The following is a 22,353-nucleotide window of genomic DNA, read 5'->3' on the forward strand; positions in this document are numbered from 1 at the left end:
AATCAATCTATCTTAATAAAATGAGGTTCCTGCTGTATTTATTTCCGCCGATTTCTATCAGAAAATAATAAGCGCCGCTTGCAAGTGGTACTCCATCAGCATTTTTTCCGTTCCAGTCGAAACGAAATTCACCATCTGTAGTGATCGTGTTATAATATCCAACCTGCTGTCCAAGTGGATTGATAATTTTTATTGTAAGATTTTCATCGCCGGATGATTTAATTGAAACTGAAGTAAAACTATGTAATAATGGATAAAAAGGATTTGGATATGGTTCGCTGACGATATAATCAGTATAAGTTTGAACAAGATCAGTATTCAATTTTATGTCGAGTGAGCCGTAGTAAAATCTGTAATTACCGCTAACAGGTTCTCTGAAAGTTGCGCCGGTGTTATCATCGTAAGTAAAAAAGAAATCTACGAGATCATTGTTAAACAGGTATGGAAGTTTAAGAGAATATTTCAGGTTACCGTCAAATTGCATCTGGCTTTCAGTGTAATCAACACCATTTGTAGAATAGTAAACGTGAACTGTGTGCGGAAAAATATTTTCATTTGTGATAAACATTTTATTTATGCTGAACGTGCCATCCGCTGCTTGAAGGTTTGGAAATTCAACTGCTCTTACTGCCGAAAGTAAACCATAACCAACATCATTATTAGGAGAAGAACTATTGTCAGCGGTTTCAATAAGAATATTTCTTACCTGACTGTTTTTCAAATGGGGGTAAGCAGATAACAACAATGCTGCAATTCCGCTCGCAATCGGTGCCGCAACAGAAGTCCCGCTTGCTAATGTATAACCGGAAAAATTTCCAGCAGCTGCGCAATAAACACTAACTCCCTGTGTAACAACATCCGGTTTTATTCTTCCATCAAAGCTTGGTCCGCGGCTGCTGAATGATGCAATCTGGTTTTGGTTATTTACTGCTCCTATCGCAAGTGTATTTATTCCGTCAGCGGGAGCGGTAATGTAATACCACGATGTTCCACCTTCATTTCCAGCGGAGGAAATTGTAACCACACCTTTTCTGAATGCAGTTTCAACAGCTCTTGTAACTATAGTCGTTTTGCCATCCATATCGCTGTACGAATAAGAAAACTCAGGCGGATCGAATGTACTGTAACCAAGCGAGCTGCTGGTGATATCAACTCCGTAGCTTTCCATCCATTCGATTGCGGCAGCATAATTATCTTCCTCGATATGCTTTTCACTTCGGATATCTTCAGTTTTTGCAAGGATAAAATCAGCACCATAAGCCGAACCAATCAATGAACTATCCTTAAATCCACCAACGATGGAAAATACCAGCGTGCCGTGATTATGCTGCGCAGGATTGTCAAGCGAATCGTTCGCAGTTGAGTTGTCCTTGAAAATAAAATCGTACTCTGCAACTACAGTTGCATCTTTTAATGATTCGTGGTTTTTCCAGTTGAAACCTGTGTCCAGAAGTCCAAGCAATACACCCTCTCCCGTAATTCCTTTTGAGTGAACCGCAGGAATATCGGAAAGCTGAAGCTGACCGAATGATGGTCCGTAATCAAAAACAGAAGAATTGTCAGTCTGCTTTAGAAAATTATTCGATTCCTGGATTACCGGAGATTTGTAGACAAACTTTTTGACCGGTTCAATCTTTTCAACAAAAGGTAAAGAAGTTATTTTGTTTTTCTCCTCTTCAGTCAGATATGCACTTACAGCGTTAAACCATCGGAGCTTGTTCTCAATTTTCACTCCATCCTGTTCAAGCTGAGAAACATAATCATCTTTGATTGGAAGGTCTTCAAAAGCGATGATATTATTGTCACCGAGAGTTTTAATTCTCCGCTCGATACTTTTTTCAGAAAGAAGTGAAAGTGCTGATAAATACTCAGAACTGTTCTTTTCAAGATTTACTTTTTCTTCGACACCTTTATCTTTTAAATAGATTAAGTATTTTGTCTGAGCAGAACTTAACGATGATATTGAAATAATAATAAGAGAATATATTTTATCATAATACTCTCAAGCTTTTGAAAAATTAGTTCATTCCCTTAAATATTCTGTCGGCTCTTATTGCCGAAAGAAAGCCAAGCGGTCCGGGTGCAATTTTGTCAGAATTATAGGACCAGTAAACAAACATAGCTTTCCCGATAATCATATTGCCTGTAATAAATCCGAAATTGCGGCTATCCATACTCTCTTCAAAATTGTCACCGATCACAAAATAATGATCTTGCTTGAGAACATATTCAAAAATTGCTCTGCCATCAAGAGTTACTAATGTGCCCTCAGATAATAATGACCGTTCGCCATGATCCATCACAATAACAGACTGCCATCTTTCAAAACTTTCAGGGGAAATATTTATTGTGTCATCCTTTGCCGGAATTATTATCGGGCCATAGCTTAACCTGTTCCATTTAGCACCTGGCGGATAAATTGTCTCTTCCCTGACGAAACTTTCTTCATCAAGAAATTGAGGTTTTTTAAATGATGAAGGTAGAGTTATCTGCTTTCCATTAACAAATACATTTCCTTCCGTTATTCTTAATGTATCGTGCGGACCCGCAACGACCCGTTTTATGTATTTTGTTCCCTCTTTTTTAGAGTCACTTTCAAATCCCTCCGGGAACTGAAATATTACGACATCATTTATTTCAGGTTTTCCTATTTCAAAAAGATTGGCATAAGGAATTGGCAGATTAGCAAAAGGAATTTCTTTCGGAGTTGAAATATTGTATGCAAATTTATTTGCAAGTATAAAATCTCCCGGTTGAAGTGTGTTTTCCATTGATGAGCTTGGAATCCGGAATGCATCAATTGCAAATGCTTTAACGATTATTGCAATCAGAATTACCCAGAAAAGCACCTTAAAAATTTTGCCGAGCTTAGATGAAAAATTCCCCATTGAATTACTCCTCTATTTGAAGTACTGCTAAAAATGCTTCCTGCGGGATTTCAACATTTCCCACTTGCTTCATTCTTTTTTTGCCTTCTTTTTGTTTCTCAAGAAGTTTTCTTTTTCTTGTTATATCTCCGCCGTAACATTTTGCCAGAACATTTTTCCGTAATGCTTTTACGACTGACTTTGAAATTACTTTTGAACCGATCGCTGCCTGAATTGAAACTTCGAACATTTGTCGCGGAATTAAGTCCTTTAATTTGGTACAGACTTTTCTTCCCCAATCATAAGCTTTATCACGATGAACAATCATTGAAAGTGCATCAACCGGATCACCATTTAATAATATATCAAGTTTGACCAAATCAGATTCAACATAGCCAATATATTCATAATCAAATGAAGCATATCCGCGAGTAGTTGATTTCAGTTTATCGTAAAAATCGAAAATTATTTCCGAAAGTGGAAATTCAAATTGCAGATCGGCTCTGGTCGGGTCAAGATAAGTAGTGTTTTTATAAGTGCCTCTTTTATCCATCGAAAGTTTCATGATGTTGCCAACATATTCGCTTGGAGTAACAATCTGCGCTTTGATATACGGTTCTTCGATTCGCTCAATATCACCTACCGGAGGCATTTCTGCTGGATTATCAACAACTATCTGCTCACCTTTTTTATTATAAACATAATACTCAACGTTTGGCAATGTTGTAATAATTGTCTGATCGTATTCCCTGTGCAATCTTTCCTGAACTATTTCCATATGAAGCAATCCAAGGAACCCACATCTGAATCCAAAACCAAGTGCGGCAGAAGTTTCGGGTTGATAAACTAATGCTGAATCATTCAACCTGAATTTTTCGAGAGCATCACGCAAACCTTCGTAATCATCAGAATCTGTTGGATACAATCCGCTGTAAACCATCGGCTTGACTTCTTTATAGCCGGGGAGAGGTTTCTCAGCACCATTTTTAGCTTGTGTTACAGTATCGCCAACTTTCGTAAACCGGACATCTTTAATTCCGGCAATGAGGTAACCAACATTTCCTGCTGATAGTTCATCAACTTTAACTTTTCGTAATCCGAGTACGCCAATTTCTTCAGCATCCATGACTTTATCAGTTACAAAGAATTTTATTTTATCGTTTGTACGAATAGTCCCATTAAATACTCTTATGTACGCAACTGCACCGCGATATGAATCAAAAATCGAATCAAAAACTAAAGCTTGTAGTGCCGCGTCAGGATCTCCTTTCGGTGGTGGAATTCTCTTAACTATTTCTTCGAGAAGTTCATCAATACCAATATTTGCCTTAGCACTTACTTTCAGAATATCTTCTTCTTTACAGCCAATTAAATCAATGACTTGATGAGAAATTCTTTCAACTTCAGCACTTGGTAAATCAATTTTGTTTAGAACAGGAATTATTTCCAATCCTGCATCGAGAGCAAGATAAAGATTGCTGATTGTTTGTGCTTCGACTCCTTGTGCAGCATCTACAACAAGCAAAGCACCTTCGCAGGCAGCAAGTGAACGCGAAACTTCATAGCTGAAATCAACGTGACCGGGAGTATCAATTAAATTCAGGATGTACTTCTCACCATTTTTTGCAGTGTAATGCATCTGGATGGCGTGAGATTTTATGGTAATTCCTCTTTCTCTTTCCAGATCCATATCATCCAGAACCTGAGCTTTAGCTTCACGTTCTGTAACAGCACCGGTTTTCTCCAGAAGCCTGTCGGCAATAGTGGATTTACCGTGGTCAATATGCGCAATTATGCAAAAATTTCTAATCTGTTCCATTGATTAAATTTAATTAACAAGTAAATATAAGGAGAGGTGTGTTCTTGTTAAAGGTACGGACAAAGCAAAAATGGTGAATGAACTGCAGAATTATTGTTTAGAACAAAGCCAATCTATTAAACCAGCAGAGATTTGAATTCATCCATCTTCATTATCGTATCAATTATTATCCCTTCTCTCAAAGCATTTTCGGAGACTGTCATTTCTTTAAGTTCAAATGTTTTGAATACTTCACTCAGAATTAATAGACCGGCAGGTATAATGTCAGCTCTTTTTATTTCCATTCCTTCAATGAATAAACGATCAACAGGAGATTCACAGTTTAGAACTTCTTCAGTAAGCTTAAAAATTTCATCAGCAGTAAAAGTAAAACCATTCATTGTTTTTTTGAATTTACCGCTTCTTCTGAAAGAGATTATTGAAGCTGCTGCAACGATTGTTCCCGAACTTCCTATTGCAATTTCGAAGTCGTGGTTCGGATGAAGGTTTTCATTAGTATTAAATTTATCTTTTATATATTGTCTGCACATTTCAATTCCGGATTCAGAAAGATGAAAATCCGGGAAGAACATTTTACTGAGTCTGACAGCACCAACTTTAATACTCTCAGCAAACTCCGAGATACCATTTTCACCCAATAAGAATTCAGTGCTTCCGCCTCCGATATCAACAGAAAGAACACGTTTGTCATAAACATCCAGTGCATTCTGCACCCCAAGATAGATCAGCTCGGCTTCGGTTTTCCCGTCAACTGCTTCTACATTTATTCCTGTTTCTTCGAAAACACGATCAATAAATTCACTTTTATTTTTTGCTTCGCGGATTGCACTTGTTGCTATTGCTCTCACATCAGCTTTATAGAACTGAGCTATCTTTGCAAAGTCTTTCAGCACATCAATTGCTTTTTCCATTTCTCCTTCCGAAATCCAGGTGAATTCTTTGCCTTTATGAGAACCTAGACGGATTACTTCCCTTTCACGGTCAATTATTTTGAATGAACCGTCGCTTTTAACCTGAACAATTATCAGGTGAAAAGAGTTTGTGCCCATATCAACTGCTGCAATGCACTTGTTCATTTTATTTTTCCCTTATCCCTAAAAATTATTTCACACAAATGATAAACATCGTTAATAGAAACATCATCAATGAGTTCTGATTTACGAATAAAATATTTATTCACTCCAATAGGTGCCCAGTTAAACGGATTTGTTGGTCCAAAAATACTAATTTGGGGAGTATCAGTCGTACCCGCAACGTGCATAATTCCCGTATCGTTTGAAATGAAAAGATCGGACAATGAAATAAGTGCAGCAATTTGCGGAATAGGCTGATTGATAAATTTTCCAAATTTTATTTCACAGTGTTTTGTCAGATAATTTAACTCCTCCTTTTCAGCCCATCCTCCTGTTAGGTAAAAGTTCGCAGAATAGATTCTGTCCAGCCTTGCAACGAGTGCTGCATATTTATCCAGCGACCAGCGATTGTTCGGCTTGCCGGCGCCGACGTGTAATCCTATTAAAAGTTCTTTCTTTTTATCAGCAAACTCATCAATAAATTTTTTTGCTGCCGTTATATCATCACTATCGAAAGTAATTTCAGATTTGAAATTTTGTGTGTTAATCCCAAATGGTCGTACTATGTCAAGAATTCGTTCCGACACATTTGAATCAGGATGTTTGCGCCAGTCAAGATCGATTCTCCTGTCAAAAAAGAAAGAACTCCTGTTAAAATTTCCATCCAGAGATTTGACACCAACTCGAATTTTAGACTTTGTTAATCGTGCCAGAAGATCACTTGTAAATGATACTGACACTGTTGCAGGAACTATTACAAGGTCATACTGCTCTCTTAGAAATTTAATCTTGCTCCATAAATAAACAGGATTAAATAATTTTCTTTTATCAAAGACGAAAATCCTGTCAACCAACTTGTTTTTTGATACAGCAGGATAATTGTCTGTGCTTACTACGAGTGATGTTTGAGAATCATGATAAGTTTCCTTCAATGCCCTTAATAAAGAAACACTCGCAAGCAGATCACCAAGCTGATTGTGCTGTCGAATAATAATAATTTTTTGGGGAGTGTTAATTTCCCTTGCAGGGTTTTCAGTAACAGAGAAAAATATTTTGAAAAATGAATAGACTATTTTCGATAATAGATTATTCTTGGACATTATTTCTTTGAAGAATCATTTTCATCTTCCGAGGATGTAACATCTCGAAAGTCAGCTTCCTGGACATTTTTATACTTGTTCTTCAAGTTAGCAGCTCTTTCCTTTAAATCATCGATGTTCGGTTTGGAGCCGGATTTATAGTTCGACAACAGCTTGAAAAATCTGAATGCAAAAAGTATGAGAAAAGCAACGGCAGCATATAATAAAATTCGAATCATAATATTCTTCTTGCTTCAGGATTAAAATATTCGGTAAAACCTCTGTCTTCTCTGAATATCTGCTTGAATAACTCATCAAAATCGCTTTCATTATTTACAAAATCTATTTCGGATGAATTTACAATCAGCAGCGGAGTTGAATTGTATCTGAAAAAATAATGGTTGTAAGCTTCTCCAAGTTCTTCAAGATAACTTCTTGTTATCGCTCGCTCCACCTTACGGTTTCTTTTCTTAATGTTATATATCAATCTGTCTGTATTTGATTGAAGAAAGATCACCAGGTCAGGTTTACGAAGTGATCTGGCCAGAAGCGGATAAATACTTTCGTAAAGATTTAATTCATCTTTACTCAGATTCAGATAAGCGAATATCCTGTCCTTCTCAAAAATGTAATCGCATACAAGATGTTCCGAGAATAAATCTTCCTGATTCAGTTCCTGCTGTTGCTTGAACCTGTTAATCAGAAAAAACATCTGCGTCTGGAAGGCAAACCTTTTCCGGTCAACATAAAATTTTTCGAGGAACGGATTGTGCTCAAATTGCTCAAAGATGAGCTTTGCGTTCAGTCTCTCGCCAATTTTTTTCGCAAGGCTCGTCTTACCAGCACCGATAACACCTTCGATTGCGATATAGTGCAAATCGTTATTTGGATTTTGAATGTCGCTCATTGTATCAGAACTTTATGAGGAATTTTTCTGAGGATATAAGTTTTATTTTCTTTTACTGAAGATTCCTTATAATCCGCCTTAAAAATACTAATTTCAGAGATTTTTTTATTCACTTCCGGATGGAAAAAATCAGGAGCAATTTCGCATAATGGCACTAAAACAAAATCCCTGTTCATCAAATCTTTATGAGGAATTGTTATTTCATTGTCCGAAAATATTAAATCGTTATAAAACAAAATATCGAGATCAATTTCTCTTGGGCCCCATTTGACAGTTTCTTTTCTTCCAACTTTTTGTTCAACTGATTTTAATAAACTGAAAAGTTCCTTTACTTCAAGCTGTGTTTTGATTCTGAAAACCGCATTAAAAAATTCACCTTGAATTATATCGCCGTATGGAGCTGATTCATAAATTGATGAAACCTTTTCAACTTCACAATCAGGATTTGCATCAATAAGTTCAATGGCATAATCAATTTTATTGATCTGAACTCCAACATTTGAACCAACACCTATATATGCGAAATTTTTAATCGTTTTCTCCGAATCAGTTTTTAAATTCTTTTCTTTCTTTTATCACTTCGGCTTCGACACAATCTACAACGCCTCCAAGAGGAGGATTGTTTTTTCTTACACGGACTGCAACTTTAATAATTCGTTCATACTTTTTTAATAACTCATCTGCAATTTCAACTGCGAGAGCTTCAATCAGATAATATTTTTGTCTGACTGCAAACTGATTTAAGAACGAATAAACCTGGTAGTAATCAACAGTTTTTTTTAAATCATCCCCTGCAGCTGCCTCGGAAAAATCTGTGTAGATATCAATATCCGCTTCAAACTTTCCGCCAACATATTGCTCTTCATTGCTGACACCGTGATAACCGTAAAACGTTGCGTTCTTAATTCTGATAATATTGATCATTTTATAAATTAAATTTTTTACAGTGTTAAAATTAAATAAATGTTCACAAAGATCGTCTGAAATTTTTAATAGAATTTATGCTGATTCAGATTTGATTATTGACTCATTTCTTAATTTCAGAAGATTACCTAGGTTTGCACCGAAAACCCCGACAAGAACCAATGCAACACCAAGGAAATGTCTTGTCGACAGAACTTCTCCGTAAAGAAAGAAGCCAAGTATTAACGCAACAACCGGAGTAATAAATGCTATTAACGATAGAATTATAACATTGATATGTTTTATCAACCAGTAAAAAGATGTGAACGTTACAACACTTCCAAAGATAGCGAGATAGAGAATCGATAAAACTGCGTGCTCATTAATTCTAATGGTTGAAAGATCTTCTGCAACGATTGCAATTGCGGTCATTGAAATTCCCGCAATCACCATCGGAACAAAATTCATAGAAAGATGATGGAGATGATCTCCAAACTTCTTAATTGAAACTGCGATCCATGCCTGCATCGTCCCGCTTAGTACAACTGCAAACATTCCGATCAGGTAATCGGAGATATCACCTCTGAATGAATCTGAAAAAATAACTACGATTCCGCTAAAGCCTAAAATTGTCCTAAAAATTTTATAGAAACCAATGGATTCTTCTTTCATCCTTAAATAGGAAAAAATCACAACCCAGAACGGATAAACAGCAAACAAAACTGCAGCCATTCCAGAAGGAACAAATTGCTGTGCCCAATAAACTAGTCCAAACGGAATCACAAAAGAAAAAAATCCCATAAGAAGATATAATCGAATTGCAACTTTATCTGTTTGAAGAGTAACCCCTCTAAATCTCATCAAAGCAAAAATCAGAATTGAAGCAAGTATAAAGCGAACACCTGCTGAAAAAAATGGAGTGAGTGCCTCGAGTCCGAACTTTATAGCAATCCAGGTTGAGCCCCAGATGAAACAAAGTAAAGCATATGCAAGAATAATTTTTACCGTTAATCTGCTCAAATCATTCCTTTATTGCGATTATACCAAGTGCCCTGCCAGATTGAATTCCATCCCGTCTGTATGAATGCAGCAGTTTGGAATATTCATAACTGCACAATTTTGAAACCTGAATATTTATTTTTTTAACTCCCTCATTTACTAGCATATTGAAATTAACACCAGCAATATCCAGATAATGTTTATTTTCTCTTGTGAGAATGAATTGTTCATCAAACTTTTTCGCAACTTCTTCACCAACTTCATAATTTTTCTGCGAGATCGATGGCCCGATATAACAAATTAAATCAGAAGTGATGCAGGAAAATTCGACTGACAATCTTTTAATTGTTTTAGCAAGAATTTTCTTCTCTGTTCCCTTCCATCCTGAATGAACAGCGGCAATTACTTTTTTCAAAGGATCGTAAATAAAGATAGCAGGACAATCAGCGCTGCTGATTGCTAATCCAAGATTTTTGGATTTCGTGATCAGAGCATCACTTTCACCGCAGCTTCCGTAAGTATCAACAAAATTTATTTTATCTTCATGCACCTGCTTCTGGTAGCTGACCATCTCTTCATTCAAACCAAGCTCGTTAAAAAACATTTTTCTGTTTTGATCAACTTTTTCTTTATCATCTCCGACACTGAAAGATAAGTTAAAATAATATGGTGCTTCCGAATCTTGTCCGTACCTGGTTGAAAATCCAAATATAATTTCCGGAAACTGATTAAAAACAGATGGTTTGATGATGAGCATAATTATATATCAGATACTCAAGACTGATTGAGAGTATATCACTTTAGTAGTATATTAGCACGGTTATATTTAAAACATCAATTAAGGCAAATATATTGAAAATATTAGTAACTAATGATGATGGGATTTACTCGGCGGGGATTGCAGCATTAGCCGAAGCATTAAAAGAAATTGCCGAAGTAATTGTAGTTGCTCCAAGCGAGGAACAAAGTGCAGTCGGACATGGAATAACTATGAAATATCCGTTGAGAGTATTTAATTATCATAAGAACGGAAACTTTTTCGGTTATGCAGTTGAAGGAACTCCTGCTGATTGTGTGAAGATGGGAATACGAAATATTATGGGCGAATCTCCTGACCTTGTTATTTCAGGAATTAACCACGGCTCAAATACAGCGATTAATATAATTTATTCTGGAACTGTATCTGCTGCACGGGAAGCCGCTATTATGGATGTGCCCGCAATAGCCATTTCAGTTACAAGTCACGAAGCAAAAGATTTCCGGTATGCAGGAAAAGTTGCTAAGTACCTCGCTCAAAAAATAGCTAAGTTTGATTTACCAAGAGGCACTTTGATTAACGTAAATGTTCCGAATCTACCTGAAGAAGAAATCGCAGGCATTCTTGTTACAAAACAAAGTAAAGCAAAATGGGATGATATATACGAAAAGAGAACTGATCCTTTCGGTAAAGATTATTACTGGCTTACTGGGAAACTTGTTGAAATTGAAAATGAAAATCATACTGACCAGAATGCAATCAAAAATAAATATGTCTCCGTCACTCCAATCCATTTTGATCTTACCGACTACGATACTTACGAAAAAATGAAAAGCTGGAACATAGAAAAGAACTTCAATGAAAAAGCTGATTGATGTCTGTCAGATTGATGCTTTCACCGATGAACCATTCAGAGGAAATCCTGCAGGCGTAGTTTTTTCAGATGGACTAACCAATGAAGAAATGCAGCTGATCGCTCGCGAGTTCAATCTTTCTGAGACTGCATTTATATCTTCGTCCAACGAGGCAGATTTCAATCTGAGATGGTTCACTCCAAAAGTAGAAGTGAAACTTTGCGGTCATGCGACAATAGCTTCCATTCATTACCTATTGCATCAAGGCAAAATTAAAAACAATTCAAGCTTTACTGTCAGCACTCTTTCCGGAATACTCAAATGCAGTACAAATAATGGAAATTATTCATTAACTATTCCCATACCCGAATTAAAATTATTCCAAGGGAACAAAGCGGAAATTATTAAAGCCCTTAACGGTGAGAAAGTAATCAATCCTGAAAAATTCCCTTTTATTCTTGACGATGGAGGATATCTTTACATTTATGTTTCTTCATTAAAAGATCTAATGAACATAAAACCTGACTTCAAAAAATTGATGGACTTATCTACCGCAAGAAAAGGATTTGATGCTTTCACTCTTTTCACAACTGAAACAATTGAAAAAGAAAACAATGCACATTTGCGTTTCTTTACTCCTTATTACGGAATTGACGAAGATCCTGTAACAGGTTCTGCAAATGGACCTTTACTTCTTGTACTGCGTATGTTAGGCTTAATTGAGAAGGACATTGAAGGGAAAATCTTCACTTTCGAACAAGGCGATGTTCTTGGCAGAAAAGGCAGAATTGATGTTTCTTATTCTCCTTCTAAAAATGAATTGTCAGTAGCGGGAAAGGCTGTAACAATTTTCAAGGGAGAACTTTATTTCTGATGTTCGGATATGAAGATGTACAAATATCTCTGGCATTTTCCGGTGTCTATCTTTTTATTGCATTAATACTAATTGCGATATACTCGGTTTATGTTTATCGATATACTATCCCACAAATTCAACCCTTCAAAAAAATATTGCTCGTGACTATTCGTGTTCTGGCTCTGTTAGTTTTGTGCCTGATACTCTTCGAACCGATACTAAACCTGAGCAAAAAATTAACGCTCGAACCTGCCAATCTTGTTTTTATCGATAACTCCAGATCAATCCAGATTGATGACGGAACTAATAGGCTTTCAACTGTAAGAAAAATAATTAGCGACTTTTCAGATAGGACATCCGAAAGCAATTTGACTTATTTTGAATTTGGAAATTCTGTTAAGCCCATTGGTGTTGATAGTATTGATAAAATAGATTTTGCTGATGGCGCAACAAATTTACAGGATGTATTTAGCGAACTTCAAAACTCAGAAGAGAATGTCGCTTCCATTACAATTATTAGTGATGGAGTTATAACTTCAGGAAGCAATCCATATTATGATGCAATAAATACAGGAATACCAGTATTTTCTGTTGGAATTGGAGATACAACTCAACGCACAGATGTTGAATTAAAAAAGGTTTTGCACAACGATATAATTTATGCCGAAACGCCAACAAGCATTCTCGCTACTGTTTCAAATAAAGGTTTTGCGGGAGAATTAATCACAGCCACACTTTACGAGGATAATAAATTCACTTCTCAGCAGACAGTAAATCTGAGTTCTTCAGGGATTCAGAATATTAATTTCGATTATAAACCTCAAAGCAGCGGAGAAAAAAAATTAAGTATTCAATTATCTTCGCTTAAAGGTGAGTTTACCACTGCAAACAACAAGCAGGTATTTTATGTAAATGTACTCTCGAATAAAATTAAGGTGCTCTTACTTGCATCAAGTCCAAATGCAGATCTGACTTTTATTAAAAATTCTCTGATGAGAGATGAAAACATTCAAGTAAATTCTATTGTGCAAATATCGAGAGATAAATTCCAGGGAAACTTGAACTACAATCTTGTTGATAGCGCTGATGTTTTATTTCTGATTGGCTTTCCAGCCGATGCAACGCCGGAGGAATTATTAAATCGTGTAATTACAAAAATCAGAGAAAAGAAAACTCCTTTCTTTGTAACTCTTTCTTCCGGTATCAGTTTAAATAGAATTTCAAGATTTGGAAACGATTTACCTTTTACAATCGCACAATCGTTCAGTGGTTTTAAAGAAGTTCAGCCGTACATTTTGCCCGAGCAAATCTCTAATCCGATCTTTAAGCAAGTTGAAAAGAATCCCCTGGAGAACTGGAATAATCTGCCGCCAGTTTTACAGCCGAATGCAATATTTTCTTCAAGAGTTGAAAGTAAAGCACTCGCACAGATAAAGTTAAACAACAACGTAACTAACTCGCCTTTGATTATTTCCAGCAGTTTCAGTGGAAGAAGGTCAATTGGAGTTCTGGCAAAAGATATATGGAAATGGAAATTGCAGGTTGCACCAAAAGGTCTTGATTTGTTCGACAGCTTTATAGTCAATTCTTTACGCTGGTTAAGAGCAGGTGAAGATCAGAAATTAGTTAATGTGAAAACCTCAAAGAAAAATTATTCGCAGGGTGAGAGAATTGAGTTTACCGCTGAAGTATTTGATGAATCGTTGGATCCTGTTTCAGATGCCGGGATTAAAATCAAGATTTCATCTCTAGCAAATAATTACGAAACTGATATGCAGAATGTCGGTTCGGGATTGTATGAAGGATCAATAATCATCAACGAACCGGGCGATTTTAATTTTTCAGCTGAAGCAACTGTAGATAACCGGATTTTAGGAAAGGATAATGGCAGCTTTAATATTGGCGAGATTGATATCGAAATGGTAAATCCTGTAATGAACTACTCATTTTTAAATTTGATCGCAAACGAAACCAGCGGAGAATTTTACTTTGCAGATGATTACCAGCCGTTGCTGGCCAAGCTTAAAGAGCTCAAAATAAATTCATCAAAAGAAAAAGTGATTACCTCTGAATTCGCACTTTGGTCAGACACCTGGCTTCTCATTATCGCTGTGCTTTTATTTTCGCTTGAATGGTTTATCCGTAAAAGAAATGGAATGCTATAATTTTTTTTGTGAATGATAGCAGCTGCTACATACCTTATTGATTTTTTCCTGCCGAGATTTTGCCCCGGATGCAACAAGAAATTACTGCCTAAAGAAAAACCTGTCTGTGACGAATGTTTAAGCAGCTTATTAGTTACTGATGAAGAAAAACTTTCCAGCGAATTTGATAAGAACTTTTCTTCCTCAAATTATGTCGATGACTATTTCGCTGCCTACATTTTTGAGATTGACAAGACGCTTCAACATATTATCCATGCCTTGAAATATAAGAAGCAGTTTAAACTTGGTATTTTTTTAGGTGAATTAATCGGTGAAAAAGTAAAAGCACTTAACTGGCAATTTGATTTGATATTGCCGGTTCCAATCCATCATCTAAAAAAGGCTGAGAGAGGCTTTAACCAATCAGACTTTCTTGCAAAGGGTTTGTCCAAATCACTTCGAATTCCGTACTCAACTGGTTTCGTAAAACGAACAAGACATACTGACTCGCAAACAAGATTAAATATGAAAGAAAGATCAAAGAATGTAGCTGATGCTTTTAAAGTTCGAAAGTCAAAAAAAGTTGCAAATAAAAATATTCTGGTTGTAGATGATGTATGTACGACTGGTGCAACAATTCTTGAATGTGCAAAAACACTTAAGAATGCCGGAGCTTTGAGAGTATTTGCGTGTACAGTCGGAACGACATCATTTGAGCAGGAATATGCTACATTTTCTCAGGTGCACTTACTCCAAGAATAGCCAATCCATTTTTAATTACCGTTTTTGCAGCGAGTGCAAGTGCTAATCGGGCTTCGGCTAATTTCTTTTCACTTCCCAATATCCTTCTGAACGTATAAAACTTATGGAAATGCAGCAGCAAGGTCTTCAAGGTAAGCACAGATTCTCTGAGGTTCATAATTCTCAGCACTGTATAAAACTTCTTCTTCAAACTTGTGAAGCTTTTTAAGCAGCGATAGTTCTTCTTCTTCAACCAGCATATTCAAATTATCCATAGATGGTTTTATGTTTTCCGATTCAACCGTTCTGATAATTGAACAAATTCTTGCATGCGCATATTGAAGATAGAAAACGGGATTTTCATCGCTTTGTTTTTTTGCTAGATCAATATCGAAATTCATATGCGAAGAAATTGATCTCATATTAAAAAAGTATCTGACAACATCTTTACCTACTTCTTCAGTAAGTTCGTCAAGAGTTATGTAATTCGCTTTTCGCGTTGACATTTTAACAACTTCGCCGTCTTTAAGTATCGTAACGAACTGATGTATCAGCACTTTCATTTTACTTACATCATAACCTAAAGCTTTGACTCCTGCAACCACATCCGGATACGTAGCATTGTGATCAGAACCAAATAGATCAACCATTAAATCATAACCACGCTCATATTTTACTACATGGTAAGCGATATCCGGAAGACGATAAGTAGGTTCACCGGTGTTTTTAACAATTACTTTATCCTCACCACCAGTCAGTTCAGAAAGTTTTAACCACGTTGCATTTTCTTTTTCATAAGAGAGATTTAACTCACTGAATTTTTTTAGGAGAGATTCTATCTTCCCATCATCATAAAGAGACTTTTCATTATAAAATAAATTATGATGAATACCGATCGCTTCCAAACTTTTCTTTATCTCACTAAAAATCTCAGATTCCGCAGCTTCCTTAAATTTTCCTTCAACAGGTTCATCAACAAGCTTTTCACCGAATTTATCTTTTAATTTTCGGGCAATGTCAATAATATATTCACCCTGATAATAATCTTCCGGGAAATCTATTTGCTGTCCAATAAGATTCAGATACCTGATTCTGACTGAATCACCAAGCACACGCATTTGTCTTCCGGCATTATTAAAATAATACTCGCGATCAACTTTATACCCGATCCACTCAAGCAGATTCGCGACGGTATCACCAATAACTGCATTCCTTCCGTGACCAACTGTCAAAGGTCCGGTTGGATTGGCAGAAACAAATTCAACATTTGCTTTTCTACCGGAATACTTTTTTGATTTTCCGTAATCATCTCCGGTTTCAATAATGTCTTTAATAATGTTAGCCAAAAATGATGGCATAAAATAGAAGTTAATAAATCCTTGTCCTGCAATATCAGTTTTGCTAATTATTGTGTTATCTATTTTCAGATTGTTCAGAATTTCAGCGGCAATTTCTCTTGGATTCCGCTTCAGTTTTTTTGAAAGGATCATTGCAGCATTTGATGATAAATCACCATGCGTTTCAATTTTAGGAGTATCAAACGATAGTTCTACATCAGCAAGATAAGGTAGTTGCTCTTCAGCATCCTTGAATATTTTCTGTAAATATTTTTTCAATTAGATAGAAATAAAGTGAATGAAAAATGATATGTAAACTTATTAAAGAAGTACACCCGAAAAAATTTTCTTCGAAAAATTATTTCATCGTTTGGCAGCAACTACATTTTTTTCTGCCGGATCCTTCATCATTTCAGAGGGGGCATCTCCCCAAAGCTTTTCGAGGTTGTAAAAGTCACGAGCTTCTTTTTTAAAGATATGAACAACAACATCAACATAATCCAACAATACCCAGCTGAGCGCTTTAAGCCCTTCTCTGTGCCAGCACCTGATCCCTTCATCAGAAAGCACTTTATCAATCTGATCAGCTATTGCTTTTACCTGAGTATCGGAATCAGCAGAGCAAATCACAAAATAATCTGTAAAGGTCACAAGTTTCCGAAGATCAACTTTTAGAACATTTGAACCTTTCTTTGTGAAAATAACTTCTGAGATGTGGTTAGCTAAATCTGTTGAGTTCAATTCTACCTCTTTTTTATTGGAATTAAATTTCTGTAATCTCTTCCGAGTATAAATGTAACATCGAGTAAGTAGTCGGGATTTATCTGCTGAATAATTCTGCTTCTATCAAGTCCTACGATAGCTGCCACTTTTTCAGCATTCAGAATTTTTTCGTTCCTGCTTATTATGATACTGTTTTCAATTTCAAACGAACGGTAATTACCAAGATTGACAACATCAATTTTGTTTGCTCTCAAATGATCAGTTAATTTTTCCGCAATACCTGTAACGCCGCATCCATTTAAAACCTCGACCTGGATTCTTGCTTTCGTGCTGTCTATTGATAAATCAGGACCTGAGTTAAAGTATTTATCAGATACAGTGTTAAAAACAGTATAAGCTAAAACAGAATTAATTAGAATCAGAACAAGGATTGAAATATTTAAGATAAGATTTTTAGATGAGCTTGCTTTTTTAGTATCGCTTGAAATTTTATTTGCCCCGTTGTTTAAAAAAAATTTTAACTATTACTTTACTTCAAATGGTGATTCAGACTGATAACCGTTTATTCCCGAACTAAAATTGAATGGATTTCCATACCCATAAAACGGATGATAGTACCCATATCCGAACGGCATACTTCTGTATTGTAAATGAACTGAAAAATTGTCCCACGGGTGATAATTTAAAGCTGCATTGCTGATGTAAATTCCGGAAATGTCTTTCTGGAACTGATCACCGAGAGTACTGTATGGAGAATACATTACAGAAACATCCAGCTGAACATTGAGATTGTTCATCAATCTGTAAAACATGCTATTTGTATAACTTGTGAGGGACATACCTTGTCCGGCAAAAGTAGTATAGTTCAAGCTGAAAGAATGACGCATAATAAAATCATCGGAGTTTAGAAAGCCAAATAGTGCATTAGAATTTTCTGTAACAATTCCTTCTTTCACACTTTTCGGTTCGATACCAGTATCCCGGAATTGTGCAACTATGCTGGTTGAATACAAAATAAATATTGTTATTAAAAAACTTTTCACTTCATCACCAAAATTTTAATTCAATTTTATATAAATAACGTACAAAAAGCAACTAACAACTTGTGAACAGTTCATTATAAAATCTTTGAGATTTTATTATTCTTATCCACCAGGACAACCTTTGGTTTATGGTTTTTTATATTCTCTTCTGGTAAATGGACGTAACTGACAATAATTATTTCATCTCCTACAGCACCAAATCTTGCCGCCGGACCATTCAAACAAATTGTCCCGCTGCCAGCAGATCCTTCAATTGTATAAGTGTCGAGTCGTGTTCCATTGTTAAAATTTAAAACCTGAACTTTTTCGTACGGAAGAATATTCGCAGCTTGCAGCAAGTCCTTATCCACCGTGATGCTTCCTTCATAGTACAGTTCAGCTTGAGTAACAGTAACCCGGTGTATTTTAGACTTTAACATTTCTCTTTGCATTAAAACTTTTTCCTTTAATTTTGTGCAGTCAAATATACCCATTGGCAATTCTAAGATTCAAGGCAACAATTAAAGAGTGAAAATGATTCAAAATCTAATGATAAACCAAATATTCCGCAGGTTATCTTGAGAATACTAGTAGTTGACAACTATGACTCTTTTACATTTAATCTTGTTCAGTTACTTGGCAAATACAGGAATGAATTATTAATTGTTAAGAATGATGATAAGATTGAGACCGTCAGAGTTTTCAACCCGGATAAAATTTTAATTTCTCCTGGTCCAGGAAGACCAGAAAATTCAGGATTAACTCTTGAAGTTATCAGAGAATTTGGAAATTCAATCCCGATATTGGGAGTATGTTTGGGAATGCAGGCAATCTGCTATTTGTTCGGAGCTGAAATTGTCAATGCTGAAAATATATATCACGGAAAAACTTCAGCTATAAACCATGATAATAAAACTATTTTCAAAAACCTGCCTCAGAAATTTGAAGCAATGCGGTATCATTCATTAGTTGTAAAAGAAAATACAATTCCAGATGAAATTGAAATCTCAGCAACAGCTGCGACGGGTGAAGTTATGGGAGTTCGTCATAAAATTTATTCTCTTGAAGGAATTCAATTTCATCCTGAATCAATACTCACACCTGCTGGTAAAAAGCTGATAAAAAACTGGCTGGCTCTGTAATTAACTTTTCACTTCAACAATCATTTCAATCTCAACAGCAGAATTTAACGGGAGTTCACTGACTCCAACTGCACTGCGAACATGTTTTCCTGCTTCACCAAAAATTTCGCCGATAAGTTCTGACGCACCATTTGCAACTTTTGGCTGAGCAGTAAATCCTTCTGCACTTGCGATAAATACGGTCAACTTCAATACTCTTTTAATTTTATCAAGATTTCCGATTACACTCTTTACAGCACTCAGACAATTTATCGCACAAAGTTTTGCTGCTTCTTTTCCTTCTTCCTCTGACAAATCTCTTCCAACTTTACCCTGATATTTTACAGCACCGGAAGAAATTGGCACTTGCCCTGATGTCATAACAAGATTTCCAATCTGCATCGCCGGTATGTATGCAGCTAACGGTTTTACAGGTTCGGGGATTGTAATTCCAATTTGCTTAATTTTTTCTTCGAACATGATTCCTCGATTTCTACTCAGAGAGTTTTATTTTGATTAAATTTGAATTGATTTCTAATAAGTATTTAAGTTAAAATAATACGATAAGGATTTATCAAATGACTGGTGACAAATTTAACGAATTCGTTGAGATAGTTAAAAGATTAAGGAAGGAATGTCCGTGGGATCGGGAACAAACAAATGATTCCATCAAAGCGGCTACTATCGAGGAAGCTTATGAAGTAGTTGAATCAATTGAAAAGAAAAATTTTGAAGAGCTAAAGAAAGAGCTTGGAGATCTGCTGCTTCATGTAGTCTTTCATACTATCATAGCTTCGGAAACAAATGACTTTAGTATTGATGATGTGATAGATTCGATCAGAGAAAAATTGATCAGACGACACCCACACGTTTTCGGTGAAGTAAAAGTTTCAGGCGCAGATGAGGTGAAGAAAAACTGGGAAGAAATCAAAATGGATGAAGGAAGAGATTCAGTATTGGAAGGCGTACCTGAAATGCTTCCAGCATTACAAAGGGCTCATCGACTTCAGGAAAAAGCTGCAAAAGTAGGTTTTGACTGGGAGAAAAAAGAAGACGTATGGAAAAAAGTAATCGAAGAAATTGAAGAGATGCATGAGATTGAAAAAATTAAAAATCAAAACTCGGATCTCAAAAACGATGAAAAGCTATATTGTAAATTAGAAGATGAAATCGGAGATGTGTTTTTTGCTCTTGTTAATTATGCAAGATTTTTAGATATCAATCCTGAAAATGCACTGAGGAGGACTAATTCAAAATTCATTAAAAGATTTAATTACATCGAACAAAAGATAAAAGATTCAGGTAGAAAATTGTCTGAATCAAATTTAAAAGAGATGGATTTTTACTGGGAGGAAAGTAAAAAAATAGTTTAGAGATTGCCGTTTTTATTATTACTGAACTTCTCATAAGCATCGATAATATCCTTCACAAGCTTATGTCTCACAACATCACTCTTATCAAAATAAACAAAAGCAACACCTTCCACATTGGATAAAATTTCTTTTGCCTGGACCAATCCGCTGACTTGTTTTGCCGGAAGATCTATCTGGGTAATGTCCCCCGTTATTATTGATTTGGAGTTGCCGCCAAGCCTTGTTAGAAACATTTTCATCTGCATTGTTGTTGAGTTCTGAGCTTCATCAAGAATAACATAAGCATTATTCAACGTTCGTCCACGCATATATGCAAGCGGAACAATTTCAATAACTCTTTTCTCAATATAGTTTTTCAATTTTTCTGATGGTATCATATCATCAAGTGCATCATAAAGAGGCCGAAGATATGGATCTATTTTCTCGCGGAAATCACCCGGAAGGAATCCAAGACTTTCGCCTGCTTCCACTGCTGGTCTTGCTAAAATTAATTTTTTGACTAACCCGCGCTTCAATGCTGAGACAGCAATTGCAACAGCAAGGTAAGTTTTTCCTGTTCCTGCCGGACCAATCGCAAAGCAAATGTCATTTTTTCTTGCAAGGTTTATATAGTTGATCTGACCGGATGTTCTGGCTTTAATGACATCCTTTTTTGTATAAAGAACTATTGTATCCAGTTCTTCTTCATCAACTACTTCTTTGCCTTCTGTAGTCAATTCAAGAATAGTGTTCACATCACTTGTACCTAATCTTCCACTTGTGTTGAGAACATAGGCCATTTCCTTCAGCACCTTTTCAATCAATTCAACTTCTTCAATTACTCCTTTAAGAATTACATTATCTCCTCTGACGGTTATTGAAGTGTTAAACCTGTCTTCAAGTATTCTTAGGTTGGAATCATTGAACCCGAGAAGATCAAGCATATTGACATTTTCGATAATAATTTTCTTTTCTACAGCAGTCATAAAAATCTTTAAATGAAAAAACCCTTATCCAGAAACTGGACAAGGGTTTTTTCCAAATAAATTAAGTTGAACAACAATACAAGAATATATTATTGAACCGGAGCTGGTTTATAATTAGCTCTTAACTTTTCATACTTATCTTTTTCTTCCTGAGTCAGTGGTGGAATTGAGAACTCCTGATCAGGATAGATAAGATCCGGATTCTTAATTTTATCTCTGTTTGCTTTATAGATTACCGGCCATGCAAAACCGTTTCCATAATGTTCTTTCTTTCTTGCAATACCCCAGAGGTGATCACCTTTAACTACTTTGTAGTTAATTACAGGAGGTGCATCGATCCACTCATCAAGAGCTTTCTGCATCTTGTTGTGAACCTTATCGAAAAATTCAGGTAATGCACTAATTTTGTTCATCTTTAAAGCATTTAAATCAGCTTGTCTGTCAGCCTTTGGTGCTTCTTTTCTTTTAATCTTGCCATCAAGTTCGTTAACAGCATTTCTGAAATTGTCAACATCACTTCTGGTAGCACCAACAAGTGCATAGAGTTCGTCGATGCACTGTTCTGGATCCTGAAGACCAGCTTTTACAGTATTGAGATTTTCGATATCCTTTTTCAAGGTTTCTATCTCAGATGTTAAAGCTTGTTTTTGACCGGTAAGCCGGGTCATTTCGGCTTCCCATTCTTCTTCAGTCATCTCTGTTTCCTGAGCAAAGGAAGAAAGAGATAACAGGAAAGAAAGGGAAATGATAGCAACTAAAAATTTTGCAAGTTTCATTTTTTTCTCCATTTTAATTTTGTTATAAAAATTCCTG

24 protein-coding genes and 1 pseudogene are annotated in these 22,353 nt (G+C 35.9%); 6 read left to right on the top strand and 19 right to left on the bottom strand.

Features of this window, described 5'->3' with window-relative positions; all coding sequences use genetic code 11:
* Positions 1 to 7: 7 nt before the first annotated feature.
* The 11 genes from IPM14_09165 to pgeF all read right to left on the bottom strand — a co-directional run bounded on the left by IPM14_09165 (position 8) and on the right by pgeF (position 10,404).
* Positions 8 to 1,732, bottom strand: a complete 1,725-nt coding sequence (locus IPM14_09165; GenBank protein ID MBK9098265.1) for a S8 family serine peptidase — start codon at positions 1,730 to 1,732, stop codon at positions 8 to 10.
* Positions 1,733 to 2,018: 286 nt separating this feature from the next.
* Positions 2,019 to 2,888 (bottom strand): signal peptidase I, encoded by an 870-nt coding sequence (gene lepB, locus IPM14_09170; protein ID MBK9098266.1) that lies wholly within the window; start codon positions 2,886 to 2,888, stop codon positions 2,019 to 2,021.
* Positions 2,889 to 2,892: 4 nt separating this feature from the next.
* Complete coding sequence (gene lepA, locus IPM14_09175; GenBank protein MBK9098267.1) at positions 2,893 to 4,686, bottom strand: elongation factor 4; 1,794 nt, start codon at positions 4,684 to 4,686, stop codon at positions 2,893 to 2,895.
* 116 nt (positions 4,687 to 4,802) lie between these two features.
* The gene (locus IPM14_09180) at positions 4,803 to 5,762 is read right to left on the bottom strand and encodes a Ppx/GppA family phosphatase (protein ID MBK9098268.1); all 960 of its coding nucleotides are present in this window, start codon (positions 5,760 to 5,762) and stop codon (positions 4,803 to 4,805) included.
* Entirely contained in the window at positions 5,759 to 6,859 is a 1,101-nt protein-coding gene (locus IPM14_09185) for a glycosyltransferase family 9 protein (GenBank protein MBK9098269.1), read from the bottom strand. The genes IPM14_09180 and IPM14_09185 overlap by 4 nt, the downstream gene beginning before the upstream one ends.
* Positions 6,859 to 7,077 (bottom strand): hypothetical protein, encoded by a 219-nt coding sequence (locus IPM14_09190; protein ID MBK9098270.1) that lies wholly within the window; start codon positions 7,075 to 7,077, stop codon positions 6,859 to 6,861. Before IPM14_09190 ends, IPM14_09185 begins: the two co-directional genes overlap by 1 nt.
* Positions 7,074 to 7,745, bottom strand: coding sequence for a deoxynucleoside kinase (locus tag IPM14_09195; protein MBK9098271.1), 672 nt, complete (start codon positions 7,743 to 7,745; stop codon positions 7,074 to 7,076). Before IPM14_09195 ends, IPM14_09190 begins: the two co-directional genes overlap by 4 nt.
* Positions 7,742 to 8,278: a 2-amino-4-hydroxy-6-hydroxymethyldihydropteridine diphosphokinase gene (folK, locus tag IPM14_09200; protein MBK9098272.1), complete on the bottom strand. Its 537-nt coding sequence runs from the start codon at positions 8,276 to 8,278 to the stop codon at positions 7,742 to 7,744. Before folK ends, IPM14_09195 begins: the two co-directional genes overlap by 4 nt.
* A 13-nt stretch (positions 8,279 to 8,291) precedes the next feature.
* On the bottom strand, positions 8,292 to 8,669 hold the full coding sequence (gene folB / locus IPM14_09205) for a dihydroneopterin aldolase (GenBank protein MBK9098273.1): 378 nt from the start codon (positions 8,667 to 8,669) through the stop codon (positions 8,292 to 8,294).
* Positions 8,670 to 8,744: 75 nt separating this feature from the next.
* Positions 8,745 to 9,668, bottom strand: a complete 924-nt coding sequence (locus IPM14_09210; protein MBK9098274.1) for an EamA family transporter — start codon at positions 9,666 to 9,668, stop codon at positions 8,745 to 8,747.
* 1 nt (position 9,669) lies between these two features.
* The gene (pgeF, locus tag IPM14_09215) at positions 9,670 to 10,404 is read right to left on the bottom strand and encodes a peptidoglycan editing factor PgeF (protein ID MBK9098275.1); all 735 of its coding nucleotides are present in this window, start codon (positions 10,402 to 10,404) and stop codon (positions 9,670 to 9,672) included.
* Positions 10,405 to 10,499: 95 nt separating this feature from the next.
* On the opposite strand from pgeF, the gene surE reads away from it, so the two are divergent.
* Genes surE through IPM14_09235 form a run of 4 tightly spaced genes read left to right on the top strand, consistent with a single transcriptional unit; the run spans position 10,500 to position 15,020 of the window.
* A complete protein-coding gene (surE, locus tag IPM14_09220) occupies positions 10,500 to 11,279 on the top strand; it encodes a 5'/3'-nucleotidase SurE (GenBank protein MBK9098276.1) in 780 nt (259 codons plus the stop codon).
* Complete coding sequence (locus IPM14_09225) at positions 11,263 to 12,132, top strand: PhzF family phenazine biosynthesis protein (protein MBK9098277.1); 870 nt, start codon at positions 11,263 to 11,265, stop codon at positions 12,130 to 12,132. The genes surE and IPM14_09225 overlap by 17 nt, the downstream gene beginning before the upstream one ends.
* Positions 12,132 to 14,279, top strand: coding sequence for a VWA domain-containing protein (locus tag IPM14_09230; protein MBK9098278.1), 2,148 nt, complete (start codon positions 12,132 to 12,134; stop codon positions 14,277 to 14,279). The genes IPM14_09225 and IPM14_09230 overlap by 1 nt, the downstream gene beginning before the upstream one ends.
* A gap of 12 nt (positions 14,280 to 14,291) precedes the next feature.
* Positions 14,292 to 15,020, top strand: a complete 729-nt coding sequence (locus IPM14_09235) for a ComF family protein (protein ID MBK9098279.1) — start codon at positions 14,292 to 14,294, stop codon at positions 15,018 to 15,020.
* Here the strand turns inward: IPM14_09235 and IPM14_09240 are convergent.
* The 5 genes and pseudogenes from IPM14_09240 to IPM14_09260 all read right to left on the bottom strand — a co-directional run bounded on the left by IPM14_09240 (position 14,986) and on the right by IPM14_09260 (position 18,533).
* Positions 14,986 to 16,615: pseudogene (locus tag IPM14_09240) on the bottom strand (arginine--tRNA ligase). The gene IPM14_09235 and the pseudogene IPM14_09240 overlap by 35 nt on opposite strands.
* Positions 16,616 to 16,699: 84 nt before the next feature.
* Positions 16,700 to 17,077 (bottom strand): ribosome silencing factor, encoded by a 378-nt coding sequence (rsfS, locus tag IPM14_09245; protein ID MBK9098280.1) that lies wholly within the window; start codon positions 17,075 to 17,077, stop codon positions 16,700 to 16,702.
* 2 nt (positions 17,078 to 17,079) lie between these two features.
* Positions 17,080 to 17,547, bottom strand: a complete 468-nt coding sequence (locus IPM14_09250; GenBank protein MBK9098281.1) for a LytR C-terminal domain-containing protein — start codon at positions 17,545 to 17,547, stop codon at positions 17,080 to 17,082.
* A gap of 36 nt (positions 17,548 to 17,583) precedes the next feature.
* Positions 17,584 to 18,102, bottom strand: coding sequence for a hypothetical protein (locus tag IPM14_09255; GenBank protein MBK9098282.1), 519 nt, complete (start codon positions 18,100 to 18,102; stop codon positions 17,584 to 17,586).
* A 74-nt stretch (positions 18,103 to 18,176) separates the two neighbouring features.
* On the bottom strand, positions 18,177 to 18,533 hold the full coding sequence (locus IPM14_09260; GenBank protein ID MBK9098283.1) for an aspartate 1-decarboxylase: 357 nt from the start codon (positions 18,531 to 18,533) through the stop codon (positions 18,177 to 18,179).
* Between the two features lie 126 nt (positions 18,534 to 18,659).
* Between IPM14_09260 and IPM14_09265 the strand changes: the two genes are divergently transcribed.
* A complete protein-coding gene (locus IPM14_09265; GenBank protein MBK9098284.1) occupies positions 18,660 to 19,223 on the top strand; it encodes an aminodeoxychorismate/anthranilate synthase component II in 564 nt (187 codons plus the stop codon).
* On the opposite strand, the gene IPM14_09270 is transcribed toward IPM14_09265, so the two are convergent.
* On the bottom strand, positions 19,224 to 19,682 hold the full coding sequence (locus IPM14_09270) for a RidA family protein (GenBank protein MBK9098285.1): 459 nt from the start codon (positions 19,680 to 19,682) through the stop codon (positions 19,224 to 19,226). It abuts the gene before it with no gap.
* A gap of 98 nt (positions 19,683 to 19,780) precedes the next feature.
* Between IPM14_09270 and mazG the strand changes: the two genes are divergently transcribed.
* Positions 19,781 to 20,575 (top strand): nucleoside triphosphate pyrophosphohydrolase, encoded by a 795-nt coding sequence (gene mazG, locus IPM14_09275; GenBank protein MBK9098286.1) that lies wholly within the window; start codon positions 19,781 to 19,783, stop codon positions 20,573 to 20,575.
* On the opposite strand, the gene IPM14_09280 is transcribed toward mazG, so the two are convergent.
* Both IPM14_09280 and IPM14_09285 read right to left on the bottom strand, forming a co-directional pair.
* Positions 20,572 to 21,540, bottom strand: coding sequence for a PhoH family protein (locus IPM14_09280; GenBank protein ID MBK9098287.1), 969 nt, complete (start codon positions 21,538 to 21,540; stop codon positions 20,572 to 20,574). The genes mazG and IPM14_09280 overlap by 4 nt on opposite strands.
* Before the next feature lie 89 nt (positions 21,541 to 21,629).
* A complete protein-coding gene (locus IPM14_09285) occupies positions 21,630 to 22,316 on the bottom strand; it encodes a LysM peptidoglycan-binding domain-containing protein (GenBank protein MBK9098288.1) in 687 nt (228 codons plus the stop codon).
* Between the last annotated feature and the right edge of the window lie 37 nt (positions 22,317 to 22,353).

The sequence above is a fragment of the bacterium genome, assembly GCA_016716565.1.
In the GTDB taxonomy this organism is placed as follows: Bacteria; Bacteroidota; Ignavibacteria; order Ignavibacteriales; family Ignavibacteriaceae; genus IGN2.

What these genes read in the sequence shown, in the direction of transcription:
- lepB (MBK9098266.1), bottom strand. Translation starts at nt 2,888, where the DNA reads ATGGGGAATTTTTCATCTAAGCTCGGCAAAATTTTTAAGGTGCTTTTC.
- lepA (MBK9098267.1), bottom strand. Translation starts at nt 4,686, where the DNA reads ATGGAACAGATTAGAAATTTTTGCATAATTGCGCATATTGACCACGGT.
- IPM14_09180 (MBK9098268.1), bottom strand. Translation starts at nt 5,762, where the DNA reads ATGAACAAGTGCATTGCAGCAGTTGATATGGGCACAAACTCTTTTCAC.
- IPM14_09185 (MBK9098269.1), bottom strand. Translation starts at nt 6,859, where the DNA reads ATGTCCAAGAATAATCTATTATCGAAAATAGTCTATTCATTTTTCAAA.
- IPM14_09190 (MBK9098270.1), bottom strand. Translation starts at nt 7,077, where the DNA reads ATGATTCGAATTTTATTATATGCTGCCGTTGCTTTTCTCATACTTTTT.
- IPM14_09195 (MBK9098271.1), bottom strand. Translation starts at nt 7,745, where the DNA reads ATGAGCGACATTCAAAATCCAAATAACGATTTGCACTATATCGCAATC.
- folB (MBK9098273.1), bottom strand. Translation starts at nt 8,669, where the DNA reads ATGATCAATATTATCAGAATTAAGAACGCAACGTTTTACGGTTATCAC.
- pgeF (MBK9098275.1), bottom strand. Translation starts at nt 10,404, where the DNA reads ATGCTCATCATCAAACCATCTGTTTTTAATCAGTTTCCGGAAATTATA.
- IPM14_09225 (MBK9098277.1), top strand. Translation starts at nt 11,263, where the DNA reads ATGAAAAAGCTGATTGATGTCTGTCAGATTGATGCTTTCACCGATGAA.
- IPM14_09230 (MBK9098278.1), top strand. Translation starts at nt 12,132, where the DNA reads ATGTTCGGATATGAAGATGTACAAATATCTCTGGCATTTTCCGGTGTC.
- IPM14_09235 (MBK9098279.1), top strand. Translation starts at nt 14,292, where the DNA reads ATGATAGCAGCTGCTACATACCTTATTGATTTTTTCCTGCCGAGATTT.
- IPM14_09260 (MBK9098283.1), bottom strand. Translation starts at nt 18,533, where the DNA reads ATGCAAAGAGAAATGTTAAAGTCTAAAATACACCGGGTTACTGTTACT.
- IPM14_09270 (MBK9098285.1), bottom strand. Translation starts at nt 19,682, where the DNA reads ATGTTCGAAGAAAAAATTAAGCAAATTGGAATTACAATCCCCGAACCT.
- mazG (MBK9098286.1), top strand. Translation starts at nt 19,781, where the DNA reads ATGACTGGTGACAAATTTAACGAATTCGTTGAGATAGTTAAAAGATTA.
- IPM14_09280 (MBK9098287.1), bottom strand. Translation starts at nt 21,540, where the DNA reads ATGACTGCTGTAGAAAAGAAAATTATTATCGAAAATGTCAATATGCTT.
- IPM14_09285 (MBK9098288.1), bottom strand. Translation starts at nt 22,316, where the DNA reads ATGAAACTTGCAAAATTTTTAGTTGCTATCATTTCCCTTTCTTTCCTG.